Origin of the sequence: Lysinibacillus sp. BPa_S21 (assembly GCF_023337795.1) — a bacterium.
Lineage (GTDB): Bacteria > Bacillota > Bacilli > Bacillales_A > Planococcaceae > Lysinibacillus.
Genome location: NZ_JALIRS010000024.1, coordinates 1 through 17,859 on the forward strand (window position 1 = coordinate 1; position 17,859 = coordinate 17,859).

The window sequence follows — 17,859 nt, forward strand, 5'->3', positions numbered from 1 at the left end:
TGGTGTTACTGGCGTTACTGGGGCTACTGGCGTTACTGGTGTGACTGGTGTTACTGGTGTTACTGGTGTTACTGGTGTTACTGGTGTTACTGGTGTTACTGGTGTTACTGGTGTTACTGGTGCTACCGGCGTTACTGGGGCTACTGGTGTTACCGGGGCTACTGGTGTTACCGGGGCTACTGGTGTTACTGGCTCTACTGGGGCTGCGGGTTCTGCTGGATCCACTGGGGCTACTGGGGCTACTGGCGTTACTGGTGCTACCGGCGTCACTGGCGTTACTGGTGCTACCGGCGTCACTGGCGTTACTGGCTCTACTGGGGCTACTGGTGAAACTGGAGCTACTGGCGTTACTGGCGTTACTGGTACTACTGGGGCTGCGGGTTCTGCTGGAGCCACTGGGGCTACTGGTGCTACTGGTGAAACTGGCGCTACCGGCGTTACTGGCGCTACCGGAGCTACTGGCGTTACTGGCTCTACTGGGGCTACTGGCGTTACTGGCTCTACTGGCTCTACTGGGGCTATCGGACCAGCATTTACAGAAGGTTTCTCAGCATTTAATAATGCAATAACAGCAAGTAGTTCTACTACTATCACCAACTGGAGTGTTGCAGCTCCATATTTCACAACACCAGCATTCAATCCAACAACCGGAATTTTCACTGTTCCAACAACTGGAAGATATGCTTTTGAAGCTACAATCAATTACTCAACTGCTGCAGCAATTAGCGTAACCTTAGGGGCTGGCATCAATCCATCATTTGCTATTCGCCAAAACGGTACAACAAATTTAATCAGCGGGCTATTCCCTTTATTAAATGTAAATATTATAGCCGTGTTGACTTTACGCGCTGTCCTTGGTAATGGGACAGTAACATTGGCTGGAGAGGTCGATTTAAATGCAGGTGATACCATTGATTTATTCTACAATGCTAACGGTTTAACGATAGGGCTTACTCTTGGAGGAGCTAACTCTGGCGGTATTGTATGGTCATGTCACCGGATTTCATAGCATTAAAATCTTTACTGGGAAAGTAGAAGCTTGCTTTCCCAGTTTTTAATTTGGAAATAAAAAAAGTAGTACAAACCTTGATCTTCAAGTTTGTACTACTTACTGATAACCATTTATTTCTCACAAATCTCCGAACATGTCCTTTAGCATTTCTTCAGCAACATTTTTACCTTGCTCAACGCACTCAGGTATTGATATCCCTTCGAAGGAACTCCCCGAGAGCTTAACAGTCGGAAAATGCTCACGTAATTCTTGTTTTACTCGCTCTACCTTCTTTTCATGTCCTACGGTATATTGCGGCATGGCATTTTTCCAGCGGGAAACTACAGTCATTAGCGGTTCTCCATTTACCCCAATTGTATTCATTAAATCCTGCAATACGGTCTTTTCAATTTCAGTATCGGATAGCGCTACAATTGCCTCGTCGCCCACTCGACCAATATAACTACGTAATAGCACATAATCATCTGGTGTTGTGCCAGGCCACTTTCGATTCATCCAAGTACAAGAAGTTATTGAAAAATCACTATTTCGGGAGACAAAAAATGATAATGCATCTAGATCACCTAACTGGTCTTTTTTAAATGCCATTGTTACAGTAGCAATAGTTGCAGCCTTCATCGTACTCAATTCAGTTAATAACTGGTGCTTGCTGAACATTTTTCTTGCCACATTAAATGGTGTAGCAATAATAACAGCATCGGCTTTTAATTGTGTAAAATTGTTTAACACGACTTGGACAGTACCATCCTTACCACGCTCAATTTCCTCGACCTTAACACCCTTCATAACTGTCCCTGGAAGTAGTGATTCTTCAAGCTTTTCGATAAGTGTCTCAAGACCATTATTAAATGTTTGAAAAATCCCTTTATCTTTCGTAGTGAGAGCGTTACTTAAAAAATTCGCACCTGACTTTTTCATACCAATAAGTAAGCTGCGATATTTTTGTTCTAATCCATAAAGCTGGGGGAATGTTGAGCGCATGCTTAACTGCTCAATATCACCAGCAAATGTCCCTGCAAGTAATGGCTCTACTAGATTCTCCACAATTTCAGCACCGAATCTTCTTCTAAAAAATTGCCCTAATGGTTGGTCATCATTCTGTGCAGAACGAGGAATGAAAAAATCCCCCGCCGCACGAACTTTCCCGCTAAGTGAAAACAAACCTGATGTAATAAATGACGAGACATGTGGTGTTGCTCCAGACAAAAGATTGCTCGGGATTGGATACAATTGACTACCAACAGCAACATAAGTCGGCCCTGTATTGCTTGTAATCATTTCCTGTTCAATGCCTAAATCCTTTGCCAGAGCATATACATAGTTCTCACGATCAAAAAAAGATTCTGGACCACGCTCGATAATAAAACCATCTTTTCTCAGTGTTTGTATTTTTCCGCCAAGACGTAATGACGACTCGACAAGTACGATATCTAACGGCAATTCTTTTGCGCTTGCTTCTTTTTGCAAATAGAACGCAGCTGCGAGGCCAGTAATGCCACCGCCTACAACAACTACCTTTCGTCTTTTTTGAGTCACCAACATCATCACTTTCTTTTCGCTTAGCTTAATTTTTTATGAATGGCATCAACCATTGCATCAATAAATAACGGGTGTGTATTCGGCATTGCTGGACGATAATATTTCGCGCCAAGTTCATCACAAACTACTTTACATTCATAATCGTTGTCATATAAAACTTCTAAATGTTCTGTGACAAAGCCAACTGGTGTATAAACGAATGAACGGAAGCCCTTTTGTTCGTAAAGTTCACGCGTTAAGTCCTGAACATCTGGTCCGATCCATGGCTCAGGTGTTTGTCCAGCAGATTGCCAGCCAACTTCCACATTGTTTATACCAGTCGCTTCTTTAATTAGTCGAGCCGTGTCAATCAATTGATCTTCATACGGATCGCCCAACTCTTTAATTTTCTCAGGAAGTGAATGTGCAGACACAATTAAACATGCTTTTTCACGTTCTTCATCAGACATTGCATTAAACGTTTCATTTACTTTGACTTTCCAATATTCAATGAACTTTGGTTCATCATACCAAGATTCTACAGAAGTAATTGTTAATCGATTTGCAGCCGCTTCAGTTGCTCGACCATTATATGATTTAATTGAGAATGTTGAGAAGTGTGGAGCTAACACAATAGAAACAGCTTCTTTAATACCTTCTGCTACCATTCCTTCTACAGCATCTTCAATAAATGGGTGGATATGTTTTAAACCGATAAATAATTTGTATTCCACATTATCTTGCACTTCATTTAAGCGAGCACATAAAGCCTCAGCCTGCGCTTTTGTTGCAGCAGCAAGTGGCGATAAACCACCAATAGCTTCGTAGCGACTACGTAAATCTTCTAAATGCTCTTCTGACGGTTTGCGACCGTGGCGAATATGCGTATAGTAAGGTTCAATGTCTTCTTCTTTATAGGGTGTTCCGTATGCCATAACTAATAAGCCTTTAACTTCTTTCATTACCTTTTCACCTCTAAATAATAGTCAAATATTTCTTTAATCGTACATTGTGACAAAAAGAAGCTGTCCAATTCATTAGGTTGGACAGCACCCTTTCTACGTTGAAACATAGAAAAGAATATGAGATTTTTTAAAAACGTGCTTGGATTTGCTGAGCACTATATTCATGAACAAGTGCTGTTAAACGTTTTAAGACTTCTGGGTCTACCTCTGGGAACACACCATGACCTAAGTTAAAGATATGTCCTGGCATTTCTAAGCCTTGATCAATAATATCTTTCGTACGTTTTTCAATAATTGACCAATCAGCAAGTAATAGTGATGGATCTAAATTACCTTGTACGGGTTTAGTAATACCGTTTGCACGCGCTTCTTTAATCGGTAAACGCCAATCTAAGCCAACAACATCGACCGGTAAATCATTCCACTCTTTGGCTAAATGACTTGCACCGACACCAAACTGAATAAGTGGCACATTTTCTTTTTTCAGCTCTGCAAAAATACGTGTCATGATTGGTTTAATGAACACACGATAGTCTTCAACATTTAATGCACCGACCCAAGAATCAAATATTTGGATAGCTTTTGCTCCCGCTTCGACTTGAGCAGAAATATCAGAAATAATCATATCAGCTAATTTGTCCATTAATGCAAACCAAGCTTGAGGCTCTGATACCATCAATGACTTTGTTTTATTATAGTTTCTTGAAGGACCACCTTCAATCATATAGCTTGCAAGTGTGAATGGCGCACCCGCAAAGCCGATTAGAGGTACATTCAGTTGTTCCTCTGTTAACATTTTTATCGTTTCTAAAACGTATGGTGTATGTTCTTTTGCATTAAATTCACCTAGTTTTTCTATATCAGCGACTGAGCGGATAGGATTTGAAATGACAGGACCTACACCTGCTTTGATTTTCACATCTATTCCAATACCAGGAAGAGGTGTTACGATATCTTTATATAAAATTGCTGCATCAACATTATAATTTTCTACTGGTAATCGTGTTACGTATGCACAAAGCTCAGGTTGATGTGTAATTTCCTCTAAAGAATACTTTTCTTTTATCGCACGATATTCTGGCTGAGAGCGTCCTGCTTGTCGCATATACCATACTGGTGTATGTTCCGTTCTTTCTCCCCGTGCAGCACGTAGAAGTGTATCATTAAAAGTTGTCATGAATAATTCCTTCCCCTCAATAAAATTCATATCGTAAAAATTCTTATGTTTATGTCGTTATTATTGATATCCGTTTTCAATAGTAAACGCTTCCTCTGTTATTGTATAGTTTTCATAGGAAAATGTCATAAAATTGTTCTTTCTAAGGGATTTCTTTTTTGACAAAGCTATAGACTTACACTTAAATGGAAATAATCACGCTATATGATGAAAATTCATAAGGAGGGCATTTTTATGTATATTTATTTAACTTCTGGTACAGGTGATTTTTTAGAACAGTTAAAGAACAAATATCCAAACGAGGAAATGATGTTAATACACGGGGAGGGAAACTCTGTGCTTATACATGAAACCGAAGGGAAATCTGTCTTTGCTACACCTCGGAAGTTTGAAGTGCTAGATTCAGTAAATGATTTAGAAGAACGCGGCTTCTTTGTATTCAACAATATTCCCGTTACAGATGAAGGTAGACCAGTTTTTGAACATCGCTTTTTAAATCGAGCACGCGCTATAGAAGATGAGCCAGGCTTTATAGCATTTCGACTGCTTCGTCCATTGAATAGTGAAACTTACATTGTCATGACACAATGGAACGGCCCTCATTCGTTCGAAGCATGGAAAAGCTCAAAAGCCTTTGCATCAGCACATGCTGAACGTAAAGAACCATCAGGTGTGAATCAACAAAATATTTTCTCAGCAGCTTCCTATGTCACAACCTATAGCGCTGCTCCAAAGGATGAAAACGAAGATTAGTTAGGGTGGGCAGGGATTCATTGCTCTCCGTGTGTATTCTCGAGAGCGCGGGTATTCGATAGTTCTTCCGTGGGTATCCTCCACGGAGGCGCGGGTATTCACTGTTCTTCCGCGGGTATTCGATGCCCTTCCGCGGGTATTCTCACCGGAGGCGCGAGTACTCACTGCTATTCCGCGGGTTTTCTCCGGAGCGCGGGTATTCGATGCCCTTCCGCGGGTATTCACTGCCCTCCCGCGGGTATTCTCCGAATGCGCGGAATTTATTACTCTGGCTAAGAATATTCTTTTATAAGAAGTACTGACCTGCTGTTTTATCCAGTTATGAAACTATTATATTATTCATAAAAATCTAGGATAGTCTATTTTAGGAGGTTTTACCTTTGAACCAACATCTACTTGAAAAGATTGATGCCCATTTTGATGAAATGGTGGCGATTCGTCGTCATCTACATATGCATCCGGAGCTGAGCTTCCAGGAGAAAGAAACTGCTAATTATATTATTCAATTTTATAAAAATCTGGGTGTACCGGTTGAAGCTAATGTCAGTGGCTACGGTTTGATTGCGCGGATTAAAGGAAGGAAGCCTGGCAAAACGATTGCCTTACGAGCAGACTTTGATGCATTGCCTATACAAGATGAAAAAAACGTACCATACAAGTCAACTGTAGCTAACGTTATGCACGCTTGCGGGCACGATGGTCATACAGCTACTTTGTTAATAATCGGGAAGCTATTATGGGAAATGCGTAGTGAATTAGTGGGAGAATATGTACTTATTCATCAGCATGCTGAAGAGGTTGATCCAGGCGGAGCAATCGGGATGGTACAGGCTGGCGCTTTAAATGGCGTTGATGTTATTTTTGGTACACATCTATCTTCTAACTATCCAACAGGGATGATTGGCTATCGCGTAGGACCCACGATGGCTGCCGTTGATAGTTTTGAATTAAAAATTCAAGGTCAGGGCGGGCACGGCGCTCATCCGGATCAAACAAAAGATGCGATTGTGATTGGCTCTCAGCTCGTTATGAATTTACAGCAACTTGTCGCACGTCGGATTGCTCCAACCGAATCGGCTGTTTTATCAGTTGGTTCATTCGTAGCTTCTAATGCCGACAATATTATTGCCGATACAGCCTATTTAAATGGCACCATTCGAACGTTTAATATGGATGTTCGTGAAACGATGGAACGTGAGTTTAAACGGATTATCCAAGGTACAGAAATTACGCATGATTGTACTATTGAGCTTGATTATCGTCATGGCTACCCTGCACTTGTCAATCATGAGAAGGAAACACTCTTTGTGCGTCATATCGCACAGGATATTTGCGATGTCGCTGAGGTCGAGGTTACTATGGGGGCTGAAGATTTCGCTTACTATTTAGAGGAAAAGCCAGGTACATTCTTCTTTACTGGAGCCAGACCAGCTGAATATGCCCCACATCATCATCCAAAATTCGATATAGATGAAAAAGGCATGCTTATTGCTGCAAAGGTATTATTAACAGCAGCACTAGACTATCAATTACTAGAGTAAAAAATAAAGCTCATTTTTCCAATAAAAGAATTGGAGAAATGAGCTTTTTTAGTATCAAGATTTTGAAACCTTAGCAGTCAATTCACTAACAACCAAAATGATGATAAACGTTATATAGAACATTGGCTGTGTGATACCGCTTAGACCAACTATAATAGCTTGTGTGATCATCGCTAGACGTACAATTTGATTGACGGCTACCTTGCGTGCTTCATCAGGTAAAGGATAAAGCATGTCCATGCGGAATTCACCGCTTGATAGTAAGGCCTGCTTTAATTGAATAGTTGTGGCAAAACTTAATGCACCTGCAACAATCCACGAAACGACTGGAATATCAACAAAGGCTGCGATAACAGCTGAAATCACTGTTAAACGGAACCATAAATAAAAATGATCATCAGTTCGGATAAATGTACGGAACACCAAGTACTTTTGAGCATTATCCTTGTTATATGGCACAAATTTATAAAGCCAGTCAAGCCAACCTCGACGACGGATGCTACCTCGTAGATGTGGAACGTCTGTGAAATAATTAGCAAATCGATAGAAGCTCATCATGCGATTTTGTTCAAGCTTCACAAAATGCTCGTATGGGATAGGCTCACCCACGCATTTTTTCCTAAATATCACAATATATACACACCCAATTGCAGCAGCAACTATTGCTAAAATAAGCTGCATATGAAGGCCCATGTACACAGCAATACTAAAGATTACAGCTCGAATTAGCCTATCCACCCAAATCATTTGTCCACGTTCACTATAACGATAGCTAAATTCGCCTTGAACGCTCAAATATTTCAATATAATAATTAGTAGAAACACTGACCAAATTTCAATTGTTGTTAATTCAGTAACAGCCTTTAATAAAGGGATACTAACGATATAAACAATTGCCACAATCCAAACCTGTGACCAAAACGTCCACGCTAGTACCTTTTTGAAATACTGTGACATTTTTGATTCTAATGGTAATAAATACACTTGGTCTGGCTCTCTCAATAGTGAAGTAGGACGACTAAATGCTAGTAAAATCCCTACAAACAATGCGATTAATATTTCGGCTGGAAAATCCGGCTGTACAATTTTCAGCCATTCACTATATTGATAGCCCCCTGCTCCGATCAGAAATACTAGTACAATCGCTAAATGCCCTGTAAAAATAAATCGCATATATTTTTGCACTTCACCTATATAGTGCATGAAGCGAGAGGACCATACATCACGCAAGTTCTTCATGGTCGCGCTCCTTTGTCATTGCAATATATAAATCATCCAATGTCGCATGTGGCATCGAAAATGCCTTGCGTAAATCCTCCATTGTTCCTTGTGCTCGCACACGTCCTTCATGCAATAAAATAATGCGGTCACAATGCTTTTCAGCGGTCGATAAAATATGTGTGGACATTAATATAGAAGCGCCCTCTTTTTTCTTTTCATCCATCTGATCAAGTAATGATTGAATTCCAAGTGGATCGAGCCCTACGAAAGGCTCATCAATAATGTAAAGACTTGGATTGACTAAAAATGCACACATAATCATAACCTTTTGACGCATCCCTTTTGAGAAATGCGATGGGAACCAATTAAGGCGTTTTTCCATGCGAAATTCTTTTAATAATAATTGTGAACGAGCTGCAAGTGTTGCTTCATCTAGGCCGTAAGCCATCGCGGTTAATTCTAAATGTTCACGTAATGTCAACTCGTCGTACAATACAGGTGTTTCAGGAATATAGGAAAATGCCGTGCGATACTTGTCCGTATTTTCCTTTAATGTCACACCATTTAAACGAATGTCTCCTTCTTTTGGAAGCATCGTACCGATAATATGCTTAATTGTTGTACTTTTACCAGCTCCATTTAAGCCTATTAAGCCAACTAGCTCCCCTTTTTCAATCGTAAATGATAAATCTTTAATAACAGGCTTTCTTGTATAACCACCTGTCACATGTTGTACCTCTAATACCGTCATGCCCTCACTCCTCTTCTCGTTTATATTTTATCAAAAATTAGCAAATGATACAGTTATGAGTATGATAGAATGTACTTACATATAAAATAAGGAGGAATTTTCAAATGAGCGATTGCCTATTTTGCAAAATCATTGATGGATCTATTCCAAGTACAAAAATTTATGAAGACGAGCATGTCTATGCATTTACTGATATTTCGCCCGTAGCTAAAGGTCATACACTTTTAATTCCAAAACACCATTGTAAAGACCTTTTCGAAATGCCTGAGGATGTAGCTCGTAACTTATATGCAGTAGCACCTAAAATTGCAAATGCTATAAAAGCTGCTTTTAATCCACTTGGACTTAATACCATTAATAATAATGGTGCAGCAGCTGGACAAACTGTTTTCCACTATCACTTACATTTTATTCCGCGTTACGATGAAAAAGAAGGCTTGGGCTTAATTTGGGAAACACGAAAATATACACCTGAGCAATTAACTGAAGTTGCTGAAAGCATTAAAGCTAACCTAAATCATTAAAATTCGGACAGAGCAAATTGTCAGAATTGTGTATTGCAATTTTCAAATTTATAGCGTACAATCACAAATAAGTTTCGCTAACGGTCACGAGGACACGTTGGGAGACAAAAAAAGATTAGCATAGTCGAGGAGAGATTAGAAATGAATACGAAGAATTTAGTTTTAATGGCCCTTTTAGTTGGTGTTGGAGCTACCCTTTATGTGGTCACACCAGGAATGGTAAATGGCATGAAGCCTGATTTCATGCTAACAATGATGTTTATTGGCATTTTATTGTTTCCTACTGTTAAAGAAACGTTCTTACTTTCTTTAGCAACTGGCGTACTTTCAGGATTGTTTACAACATTTCCAGCTGGTCTTGTCCCAAATATTATCGATAAAGCAGTAACAGGCTTTGTCTTTTTAGCTTTCTTAATTGTGCTAAAAAAATTGGCAAGCAATTTCGCAGTATCCGCTGGCTTAGTTGGTGTAGGAACAATTTTATCTGGAACTGTCTTTTTAGCAGTAGCACTTTTTGTATTCAATGCAAATGTTGGTGCAACATTCGCTATTCTGTTTGTAGGCGTTGTATTACCTGCTGTAGCATTCAATGTTATTGCTTTTGCAATTATTTATCCTATCGTTGCAAAATTAGTCAAACGCTCTAAATTCCAAACAGCTATTTCAATTTAATAAAAGGTGCATACGTCTAAATCATGCACGTTCATCTACAATGGAAACTAAACTGTGATACAAAATCACTCGTTTAGTTTCTTTTTTATTTTTGTATATGTGCATTTCATGGTTTAATAGTAGGTAACACATAATCATTATAGAAATGAGGTATTCACTATGAAAGCAAAACCATTTTTATTTGGACTGGCAGCTGGGATTGTCGGTGGGACAATCGCTGTACTTTTTTCAACTCCTCAATCAGGACAGCAATTACGTGCTAATTTGCGATCAAATGCCGTAAGCACTAAGGACAAACTTTTAGATGTAAAACAGCAAGCAGACTCAGTTAAACAATCTGTTAATTCTCTTACAACTGAAATCAAAAATAATATACCACTAATAATAAATGATTTAAAACAAACTATTACTACATTCACTGAAGAAATAGAGCCATCAAAAAATAACTTACAACAAGAAATAGATGCGTTACAGAATTCAATAAGCGAAATCGAGAAAAATGTTGCACAATTCACAGAAAGAAAGCAAAAAACGCAAGAAAAACTCAGCAACTAAAGTCCTTGACAACCGATAAAAATCCTATATTTTTATTAAATCCAATCGTTATATTGTCACTTTTTAACCACTTTTCAATTTTTTAATTTTTCTAACTTTAAACTTTTTTCCTTTATTGCTATAATATTTTTAAAATGTTAAAGAAAGCAGTAGGTGATGGCTTTGTCAGAGGAATTATACACGCAAAAAGAAGCGATGCTTTATAGTCAAAGAATTGCGCAATTATCAAAAGCTTTATGGAAAGCAGTGGAAAAAGATTGGCAGCAATGGATTAAGCCCTACGATTTAAATATTAACGAACATCATATTTTATGGATTTCGTATCATTTAAAAGGGGCTTCAATTTCTGACGTGGCAAAATTCGGGGTTATGCACGTTTCGACTGCATTTAATTTTTCAAAAAAATTAGAAGAACGTGGATTCCTTAAGTTTTCAAAACGGGATGATGACAAGCGTAATACTTACGTAGAGTTAACAGAAGCAGGTACAGAACTTATTGTTGAAATGAATAGTAATTATCATAATACGTATCATTCTGTACTAGAGGGCTCATTGGCTTTAAAAGACCTATACGGGCGCTTCCCAGAATTTTTAGATGTTATGGCTGTTATTCGCAATATATACGGAGAGGATTTCATCGACATTTTCGAACGTTCCTTCCAACACTTCCGTGAATCCTTTGATAAGGTAGAAGAACGTCCAACTGTAAAAGGATAAAAGTAAAGTCTATCGGCCTTTTAGGATCAATTATTCGTAACCTATGGCTTATTAGCTTATAAGATCATGCTAAAAGAGGTACTTCAGATTTTTTTCTGAGATACCTCCTTTTTCTTGCATTCTAGCATAAATCAATTTACATTAGATAGGACCATTCATAATTACGGAGTTGATAATCATGCATTGTTGGAAAATTTTAAATCTAGAACACCATTACGGAACAACTCGTATTATGATTATGTCTGTGATTGTTTTTTTTACTGTCTTTTCCCTTTCCTATGTGACATTTAATTTATTTAATAATGAGCACTATACAGATCAATTGTTTTGGCTATTTGTTATCACTGTATTTGCCATCTATCCAATCCACAAATGCTTACATTTTCTAGCATTGTATGATTTACGTCAACATTTAAAATTGCGCGTGCGTACCCAATTTTATATTATCCCTATTCTGCACATGCGTATCCGTGAACCTTTATCGAAAAATCGTTATATTTTAGCTTTACTTACACCATTTATCGTTCTCAATACAGCCCTTATATTAGGTACACTGCTGTTCCCTGCCTATACCCATTACGGCACATTACTTTTAGCTTACCATTGTAGTCTATGTGTCATTGATATTCTATATGTGAAATATTTATTGAATTCACCTAAGGACTCCCAGATTGAGGAGACGCCTAAGGGCTATGAAATTTTAGTGCCGCCTACTATCCACTAAATTGCTTGTACTTGTGTTTTATGAACGTTTTTTGTATGCTATTAATATTGAAAGAGGGGAGGAATAGACTTGCTGTTAATGATTGTAGTTCTATTCTCGGTATTCTATTTATTTCAAATAAACCGCATGACTTATGCGCTGTGCATGCGACGTGAAATTCCCGAAGAAAAACAACCAAAAGTATTCCGAACTATAAATATACTTATTACAATATTACTTGTCTCATTTTATATTGAAGTTTTATATGCTGTATAGTTAACAAGAAAAGTGCATCACAAGCGTGCAACACGCATGCCATACATTGTAAAAAAGCTAAGGACATTAAGCCCTTAGCTTTTCATCATTTTTATTAATTAGTATAGGAACGCTGCACCAACAATAATTAATAAAATAAATAACACAACTAATAAAGCAAAGCCTGAGCCGTAGCCACCGCCACCGTATCCTCCGCTGCTCATAACTTCACCCCCTTTCTTTTCTATATCCTATGCGCTTGAAAATTTGAAATATAGGCTATACTCAAGGGGGAACCATTTTGTTTTTAAAACGTTTATGTTATAGTAAAAAATGGACGAAACCATCGTAAGGAGAGAATATCCACTATGAAAAAGACAGTTTTATCTTTAACATTAGCCGCTTCAGTATTAGCGCTTGGCGCTTGTAGCGGAGGCGACAACAAAACGATTGCAACTTCAAAAGTAGGTGACATTTCAGTTGCCGACTTTAACAAAACATCAAAAGCTTTAGCTGGTTCTAAGGTACTTGAACAAATGTTGACTGAAAAATTATTAGCAGACAAATATAAAGTATCTGATAAAGAAATCAAAGAGGCATATGACGCACAAGCTGCACAAATGGGTGATAGCTTTGCCCAAGCACTTGCTCAGTACGGCTTAACAGAAGAAAGCTATAAAGATTCTTTACGTCTTTCACTTCTTTCAGAAAAAGCTATAAAAGATAAAGCTTTTACAGAAAAAGATGTTAAAAAGCATTATGAACAAATGAAAACTGAGTTAAATGGTCGTCATATTTTAGTAGCCGATGAGAAAACAGCTAAAGAAGTAATTGCCAAAATTAAAGGCGGCGCAAAATTTGCAGATGTAGCAAAAGAATACTCAACTGATACTGGTTCTGCTCAAAAAGGCGGAGAGCTTGGTTGGTTCTCAGTTGGTGCAATGGTAGATGAATTTAACGATGCTGCTTATGCCCTTCCTTTAAAAACATTAAGTGAACCAGTTAAAACAAGCTTTGGTTACCACGTTATTGAAATTACTGAAAAGCGTGATGTAAAAGGCGTTGGCTCATTCAAAGACGAAGAAGCAAACATCCGTTCACAAATGCTAGGTAAATTAATGCAAACAGGTGAAGATCAAAAAATTCTTAAAGATATCCTTGCAAAATTAGCAAAAGATGCTGATATAAAAACTTCTGATAAAGAATTAGAGCCTGCTATCAAGTCCCTTACAACATCAAGTGAGGACGAAGCTAAAGCTCAAGAAGAAGAAGCAAAAAAAGCTGAAGAAAAAGCTCAAAAAGAAAGTAAAGACGACAAAGAGAAAGATACTGACAAAAAATAATCTACATTGTTGTTATTTTACTATATGATGAAGGGTTACGCTTATACAGGCGTAACCCTTTTTATATACAGTCAATTTGAAATAAAATTGGCTTAAAAGCATTTTAAAAACGCGTATGTAAGACAAGCAAAGAGGATTCATTTTGAATAAAGTTTACTCAAAATGAATCCTCTTTCTTTTTAAATGTTATTTCATTTTTAAGATGTTCTTTGATGTTTCTTTACAGCCTGCTCTATGATCTCATCTGTAACGCAGATCCCCCAAAGATTCCAAATCACTTTAGACAAAGCATACGCTATACTATCATGATCCTTAAATCTATTTTATTTAATAGATGGCTTATAAAACGATCGGTTATCAAGTGGAAATAGTCGCTCAGTAAATTCACCTGGCGCTGTTTTACCTAATGCTCGTGTTAGCATGTTCATCTTTGCATCTATATTATCAATATAATGCAAGATTTCCGCCTCTTGAATCATCGGTTTTTTCGGGCTGCCCCATTCTTCTTTACCGTGGTGGGATAGGACCATATGTTGCAATAGCATGACTTCCTCTCCCTCGATTTCTAGCTCACTAGCAATCTTGGCAATTTCATTGACCATAATCGTAATATGACCAAGTAAATTCCCTTCAACCGTATACATAGTTGCAACTGGCCCCGATAGCTCAACAACCTTACCGATATCATGCAGAATTATCCCTGCATATAACAAATCTCGATTTAATGTAGGATATAAATCAGCAATTGCTTTTCCGAGTCTCAACATTGACACCATATGATCCAATAGTCCAGACGCATAATCATGATGGTTTTTCGTTGCAGCTGGATAAACTAAAATAGCATCCTGATGTTTTTTAATAGCTGCACGTGTAATACGAGATATATTCGGATTTTTAATATCAAAGAAAAATTGCGTCAATTCCTCATATAATTCTTCTTTTGGAGTTGCTGAGGAAGGAACTAAATCATTAATAGCAATTCCCTCCTCCGGTTTTGCTACACGGATTGATTTTATACGCAATTGGTTTTTGCCACGGTAGTCATGAATTTCTCCACCTACACGGACAATCGCCTCAGCGTGATACATTTTTTCATGATCTTCATTTGTATCCCATAGCTTCGCCTCAATATCTCCACTTTTATCTTGTAGTAACAGTGACATAAATGGCTTTCCAACTGTGGTAACTCCCTTTGTCGCCTGTTTAATTAATAAAAATTGATCAACTGATTCTCCAACCTGGAGCGTCGTAATACCTTTCATGTTGACGTCACTCCCCTTTCATTTGCTAGTGCTCCTACATCGACTATTTGGTCTTTCTGCCAATGTTCAAGCAACCCGTCATGGCAAGTAAAATATAAAATTTGACGTTCATACCCTACTTCTTTCATTAATTGTACCATTTTGTCTGTACGGTTTCGATCAAAATGGACAAAAGGATCGTCCATAATAAATGGAAATGGAGCAGAAGCTGTCAGTGTTTTTGCTAGTGCCATGCGCAACGAAATATAAGCTTGTTCCTTCGTTGCCTGTGATAATTCTGCCATTTGATAACGTAATCCAGAAACATCCTGTGTAACAAAATAGCCTTCATCATTAATGAAAAGCTTATCGTAACGTCCACCTGTTAACAAATTAAATATGGCATTTACCTCTGCCAAAACATCTGGTAGTTTTTCTTCTCTTAGGCGGAACAATGTTTCATGAATTGCGGTAGCCAATGCCTTTTTTGTAGCCCATTGCCCGATTAGCTGTTGCAACACTGATTTCTCCTCTTCAAACTGTTGAAGTAATTGACCATATTTCTCGTCATTTAGAAGATTCTCCTTTTGGATTAGTAGTGTCGCACGTTGTTCTAAGCAATGATCTATGGCTACTTGCATTGCGCCACGTTCTTCTTCTAAAGCAAGTAATCTTTCTTGGAGCTGTTCCTCGTCAATTAATGACTGTTCGTTATCTACCTTCAGCGAGGCTAACTGACTCTGAATGGCTAGAAGTTCTGTTGTTATTTTTTGTTGTTGCTCAAATTGTTCATGTGTTTCATAATAACCCTTCTCTGATTGAACATTCGCAGCATTAAATAACTGAGTAATTTCAGACTCATAACTATCTATATGCGATTGAACTCCTTGAATTTTTGCCTGAAGGCTAGTCAATTGCTCTTTTGCTTGTTGGGCTATCTGTTGCTCCCGCTGTAGAGTTAGGAATGTATTCCGTAAATGCATAAAGATTTCTTGCTCACTATACTCTGTTTGCAAGACTTGCTGTATTTGCTCTAGAAGCCCAATTTTCTCCGCTTGTACTGTTTGTAAAAGAGTACTTGTACTCTTCTTTTTTGCTGCCAACTCTTGAGCACCACGAATGCGCATAAACAGCTCGGGTAATAAGGTTTTCGGTATATTCCCATCTAACCGATAGCGCCTTAAAAAATGTTGAAGCGACTGAGTAGCCTCCTCACTCACCTGCTCAGCCCGCTGAATTTTATATTCAAGTTTCACATATTGACGTTCTTTTTCCTGCTGTTGCTCATTTACATGTAACAAGCGATCTTCATGTTTTTGTTTTTTCTGCAGGATGGCTTGTGCGATATTTTCCTCCTGCTCTAGCTCGCGTATTTGCTGACTTTGTTGTTTACTCGGCGCTTCATGTGCTTGTTTAGCAAATTTCAAATATAAAATAATGATCAGCGACATAACCGCTCCTACAACGATGACAGCCATGTTTTTTTCCAGAATACCGTAGAAAAACGAAAGCATACTTATGGCTAACACAATAAATATAAAAACATTTGGTTGTTGTTGTTTCGAGCGTTGTGACCTTCCATAACGCAATTGTTCAAGCTTTCGCTTACGTTGAGGCCACTGTGCTAAAATATGTTCTTCCTCTGTCGATAATGACTCCATCTGAAGCTGTTCTTTTCGTTGAGCTATTGTATCTAATTCTGCATGTAGTTGCTCCAAAGAACGCAAATGAAACGTCAGCTCTTCTTCCGCTTCTTCTAATAATGTTAACTGTTGTTGAAACTGTTCCTCTTGCTGTAATGAGACTGTTTCCTCTAGTAAAATATCCTGCGCTGTTATATCTTGAACGCCTAATAACCGAAACTGTGCTTCTATTTCTTGCTCGATTAAATACAGCTCATCCATCAAGTTCTGTTCTTTCACAACTAACTGATTCCACGTCGCTTCCTTATTCAAAAGTCGCGACATTTCAGTAAGCGTTTGCTCGTCCACCGTTAATTGTAGCTTTTGTTGTAGTTCCTGATACTGCTCCTTCAGCTGCTGTATTTGTAGTGTTTCATGCATAAGCCGATCCTTTAATTGCTCATAACGTCGAATCCCTTCTGGTGGAAACTGTACTTGTTCATAGCTTTTTCGTGTCTGTTCGAATGCTTTTTGCTGCTTTATAAGCGGCATAGCCTGCTGTAGAATTGTGAGCTGCTGCCAATTTTGCTGCTGTGTTTTTTGCTGACTATATAACCCCTCTAGCCTTTGATCGAGCTGCTGTAATTGTAATAATTTATCCTCAAAGGTCTGAATATTGCCTTGTTCTTGTTTAATGGTGCGTTCTAGCTTTTTTAAATGCGCCAATTTCTGATTTATAAGTGGCACTTTGCCTGATTTTTTAAAAAGCTCACTAGCATCTTTGTCCAATTTCCTTTCTAGAGATGATAGCTGTTGAATTCCTGTTGTCCCAGAGGCAAGAAGCAAATGTGTGAGCTCTTCCTCTGACATTTTTTCAATGCCCTGCAGCTCATGTAAGGAAAAGGAGAAAATGGACTCAAATGAGGCTTTTGAATAACCATATAATAGTTTGGCTAAAAGCTCCTCATGGCCAATTGTTCCGTCTTCTAGATAAACGGTGACATCTCCAGCTGCCTTTCCTTTAATACGTTCTATCGTACATAGCCCATACATTGGATGCCAAATCGACAGCTGACCACCGAATTTAGTCGATACTTTCGGCTCATATTTACGTAGTGTCTGCTGTCTTGTGGGAAATCCGAAAAGCATTTGTACAATAAATTGTTGAATAGTCGTTTTACCTGCTTCATTCAGACCGTAAAAAATGGTAACACCTTCATGTAGTGAAATGGTGATGTTTTCATGCTTGCCAAAGCCATAAATTTGGATTTTCTTTATCGTTAGCACGT

General features: G+C 38.3%; 16 protein-coding genes and 1 pseudogene. 9 read left to right on the forward strand and 8 right to left on the reverse strand.

The window, feature by feature from the left end; genetic code table 11:
* A pseudogene (locus MOK21_RS23040) lies at positions 1-1,009 on the forward strand (collagen-like protein); the annotation flags it as partial.
* A gap of 120 nt (positions 1,010-1,129) precedes the next feature.
* Here the strand turns inward: MOK21_RS23040 and hemY are convergent.
* From hemY to hemE, 3 genes are all read right to left on the reverse strand, one after another.
* Positions 1,130-2,557: a protoporphyrinogen oxidase gene (gene hemY, locus MOK21_RS23045; protein ID WP_249076274.1), complete on the reverse strand. Its 1,428-nt coding sequence runs from the start codon at positions 2,555-2,557 to the stop codon at positions 1,130-1,132.
* Between the two features lie 14 nt (positions 2,558-2,571).
* A complete protein-coding gene (gene hemH / locus MOK21_RS23050) occupies positions 2,572-3,492 on the reverse strand; it encodes a ferrochelatase (protein WP_249076275.1) in 921 nt (306 codons plus the stop codon).
* A 130-nt stretch (positions 3,493-3,622) separates the two neighbouring features.
* On the reverse strand, positions 3,623-4,672 hold the full coding sequence (gene hemE / locus MOK21_RS23055; protein WP_249076276.1) for a uroporphyrinogen decarboxylase: 1,050 nt from the start codon (positions 4,670-4,672) through the stop codon (positions 3,623-3,625).
* Between the two features lie 234 nt (positions 4,673-4,906).
* On the opposite strand from hemE, the gene MOK21_RS23060 reads away from it, so the two are divergent.
* Both MOK21_RS23060 and MOK21_RS23065 read left to right on the forward strand, forming a co-directional pair.
* Positions 4,907-5,425: an antibiotic biosynthesis monooxygenase family protein gene (locus MOK21_RS23060; protein ID WP_249076277.1), complete on the forward strand. Its 519-nt coding sequence runs from the start codon at positions 4,907-4,909 to the stop codon at positions 5,423-5,425.
* Between the two features lie 380 nt (positions 5,426-5,805).
* Positions 5,806-6,966 (forward strand): amidohydrolase, encoded by a 1,161-nt coding sequence (locus MOK21_RS23065; RefSeq protein WP_283164884.1) that lies wholly within the window; start codon positions 5,806-5,808, stop codon positions 6,964-6,966.
* Positions 6,967-7,020: 54 nt separating this feature from the next.
* On the opposite strand, the gene MOK21_RS23070 is transcribed toward MOK21_RS23065, so the two are convergent.
* Together MOK21_RS23070 and MOK21_RS23075 are read right to left on the reverse strand one after the other, a co-directional pair.
* Entirely contained in the window at positions 7,021-8,205 is a 1,185-nt protein-coding gene (locus MOK21_RS23070) for an ABC transporter permease (protein WP_249076278.1), read from the reverse strand.
* On the reverse strand, positions 8,189-8,938 hold the full coding sequence (locus tag MOK21_RS23075; protein ID WP_249076280.1) for an ABC transporter ATP-binding protein: 750 nt from the start codon (positions 8,936-8,938) through the stop codon (positions 8,189-8,191). Before MOK21_RS23075 ends, MOK21_RS23070 begins: the two co-directional genes overlap by 17 nt.
* 104 nt (positions 8,939-9,042) lie before the next feature.
* Here MOK21_RS23075 and MOK21_RS23080 point away from each other — a divergent pair, with 104 nt between their 5' ends.
* The 5 genes from MOK21_RS23080 (at position 9,043) to MOK21_RS23100 (ending at position 12,130) form a co-directional block, all read left to right on the forward strand.
* Positions 9,043-9,462, forward strand: coding sequence for an HIT family protein (locus MOK21_RS23080; protein ID WP_249076282.1), 420 nt, complete (start codon positions 9,043-9,045; stop codon positions 9,460-9,462).
* A gap of 141 nt (positions 9,463-9,603) precedes the next feature.
* Positions 9,604-10,134: a tryptophan transporter gene (locus MOK21_RS23085; RefSeq protein ID WP_249076283.1), complete on the forward strand. Its 531-nt coding sequence runs from the start codon at positions 9,604-9,606 to the stop codon at positions 10,132-10,134.
* Positions 10,135-10,293: 159 nt separating this feature from the next.
* Positions 10,294-10,689, forward strand: coding sequence for a YtxH domain-containing protein (locus tag MOK21_RS23090; protein WP_249076284.1), 396 nt, complete (start codon positions 10,294-10,296; stop codon positions 10,687-10,689).
* Positions 10,690-10,845: 156 nt separating this feature from the next.
* The gene (locus MOK21_RS23095) at positions 10,846-11,406 is read left to right on the forward strand and encodes an HTH-type transcriptional regulator Hpr (protein ID WP_132364123.1); all 561 of its coding nucleotides are present in this window, start codon (positions 10,846-10,848) and stop codon (positions 11,404-11,406) included.
* Positions 11,407-11,584: 178 nt separating this feature from the next.
* A complete protein-coding gene (locus MOK21_RS23100) occupies positions 11,585-12,130 on the forward strand; it encodes a DUF3267 domain-containing protein (protein WP_249076285.1) in 546 nt (181 codons plus the stop codon).
* 353 nt (positions 12,131-12,483) lie between these two features.
* Here MOK21_RS23100 and MOK21_RS23110 read toward each other — a convergent pair whose 3' ends face one another.
* Positions 12,484-12,588, reverse strand: coding sequence for a YjcZ family sporulation protein (locus MOK21_RS23110; RefSeq protein WP_082337661.1), 105 nt, complete (start codon positions 12,586-12,588; stop codon positions 12,484-12,486).
* A 144-nt stretch (positions 12,589-12,732) separates the two neighbouring features.
* Here MOK21_RS23110 and MOK21_RS23115 point away from each other — a divergent pair, with 144 nt between their 5' ends.
* On the forward strand, positions 12,733-13,707 hold the full coding sequence (locus tag MOK21_RS23115) for a peptidylprolyl isomerase (protein WP_249076286.1): 975 nt from the start codon (positions 12,733-12,735) through the stop codon (positions 13,705-13,707).
* Positions 13,708-14,030: 323 nt separating this feature from the next.
* Here the strand turns inward: MOK21_RS23115 and yhaM are convergent, their stop codons facing one another.
* Both yhaM and MOK21_RS23125 read right to left on the reverse strand, forming a co-directional pair.
* Positions 14,031-14,969: a 3'-5' exoribonuclease YhaM gene (gene yhaM, locus MOK21_RS23120; protein ID WP_249076287.1), complete on the reverse strand. Its 939-nt coding sequence runs from the start codon at positions 14,967-14,969 to the stop codon at positions 14,031-14,033.
* Positions 14,966-17,857 carry an AAA family ATPase gene (locus MOK21_RS23125; protein WP_249076288.1) on the reverse strand — a complete coding sequence of 964 codons (2,892 nt, stop codon included), beginning with the start codon at positions 17,855-17,857 and terminating at the stop codon, positions 14,966-14,968. Before MOK21_RS23125 ends, yhaM begins: the two co-directional genes overlap by 4 nt.
* Positions 17,858-17,859 lie beyond the last annotated feature (2 nt).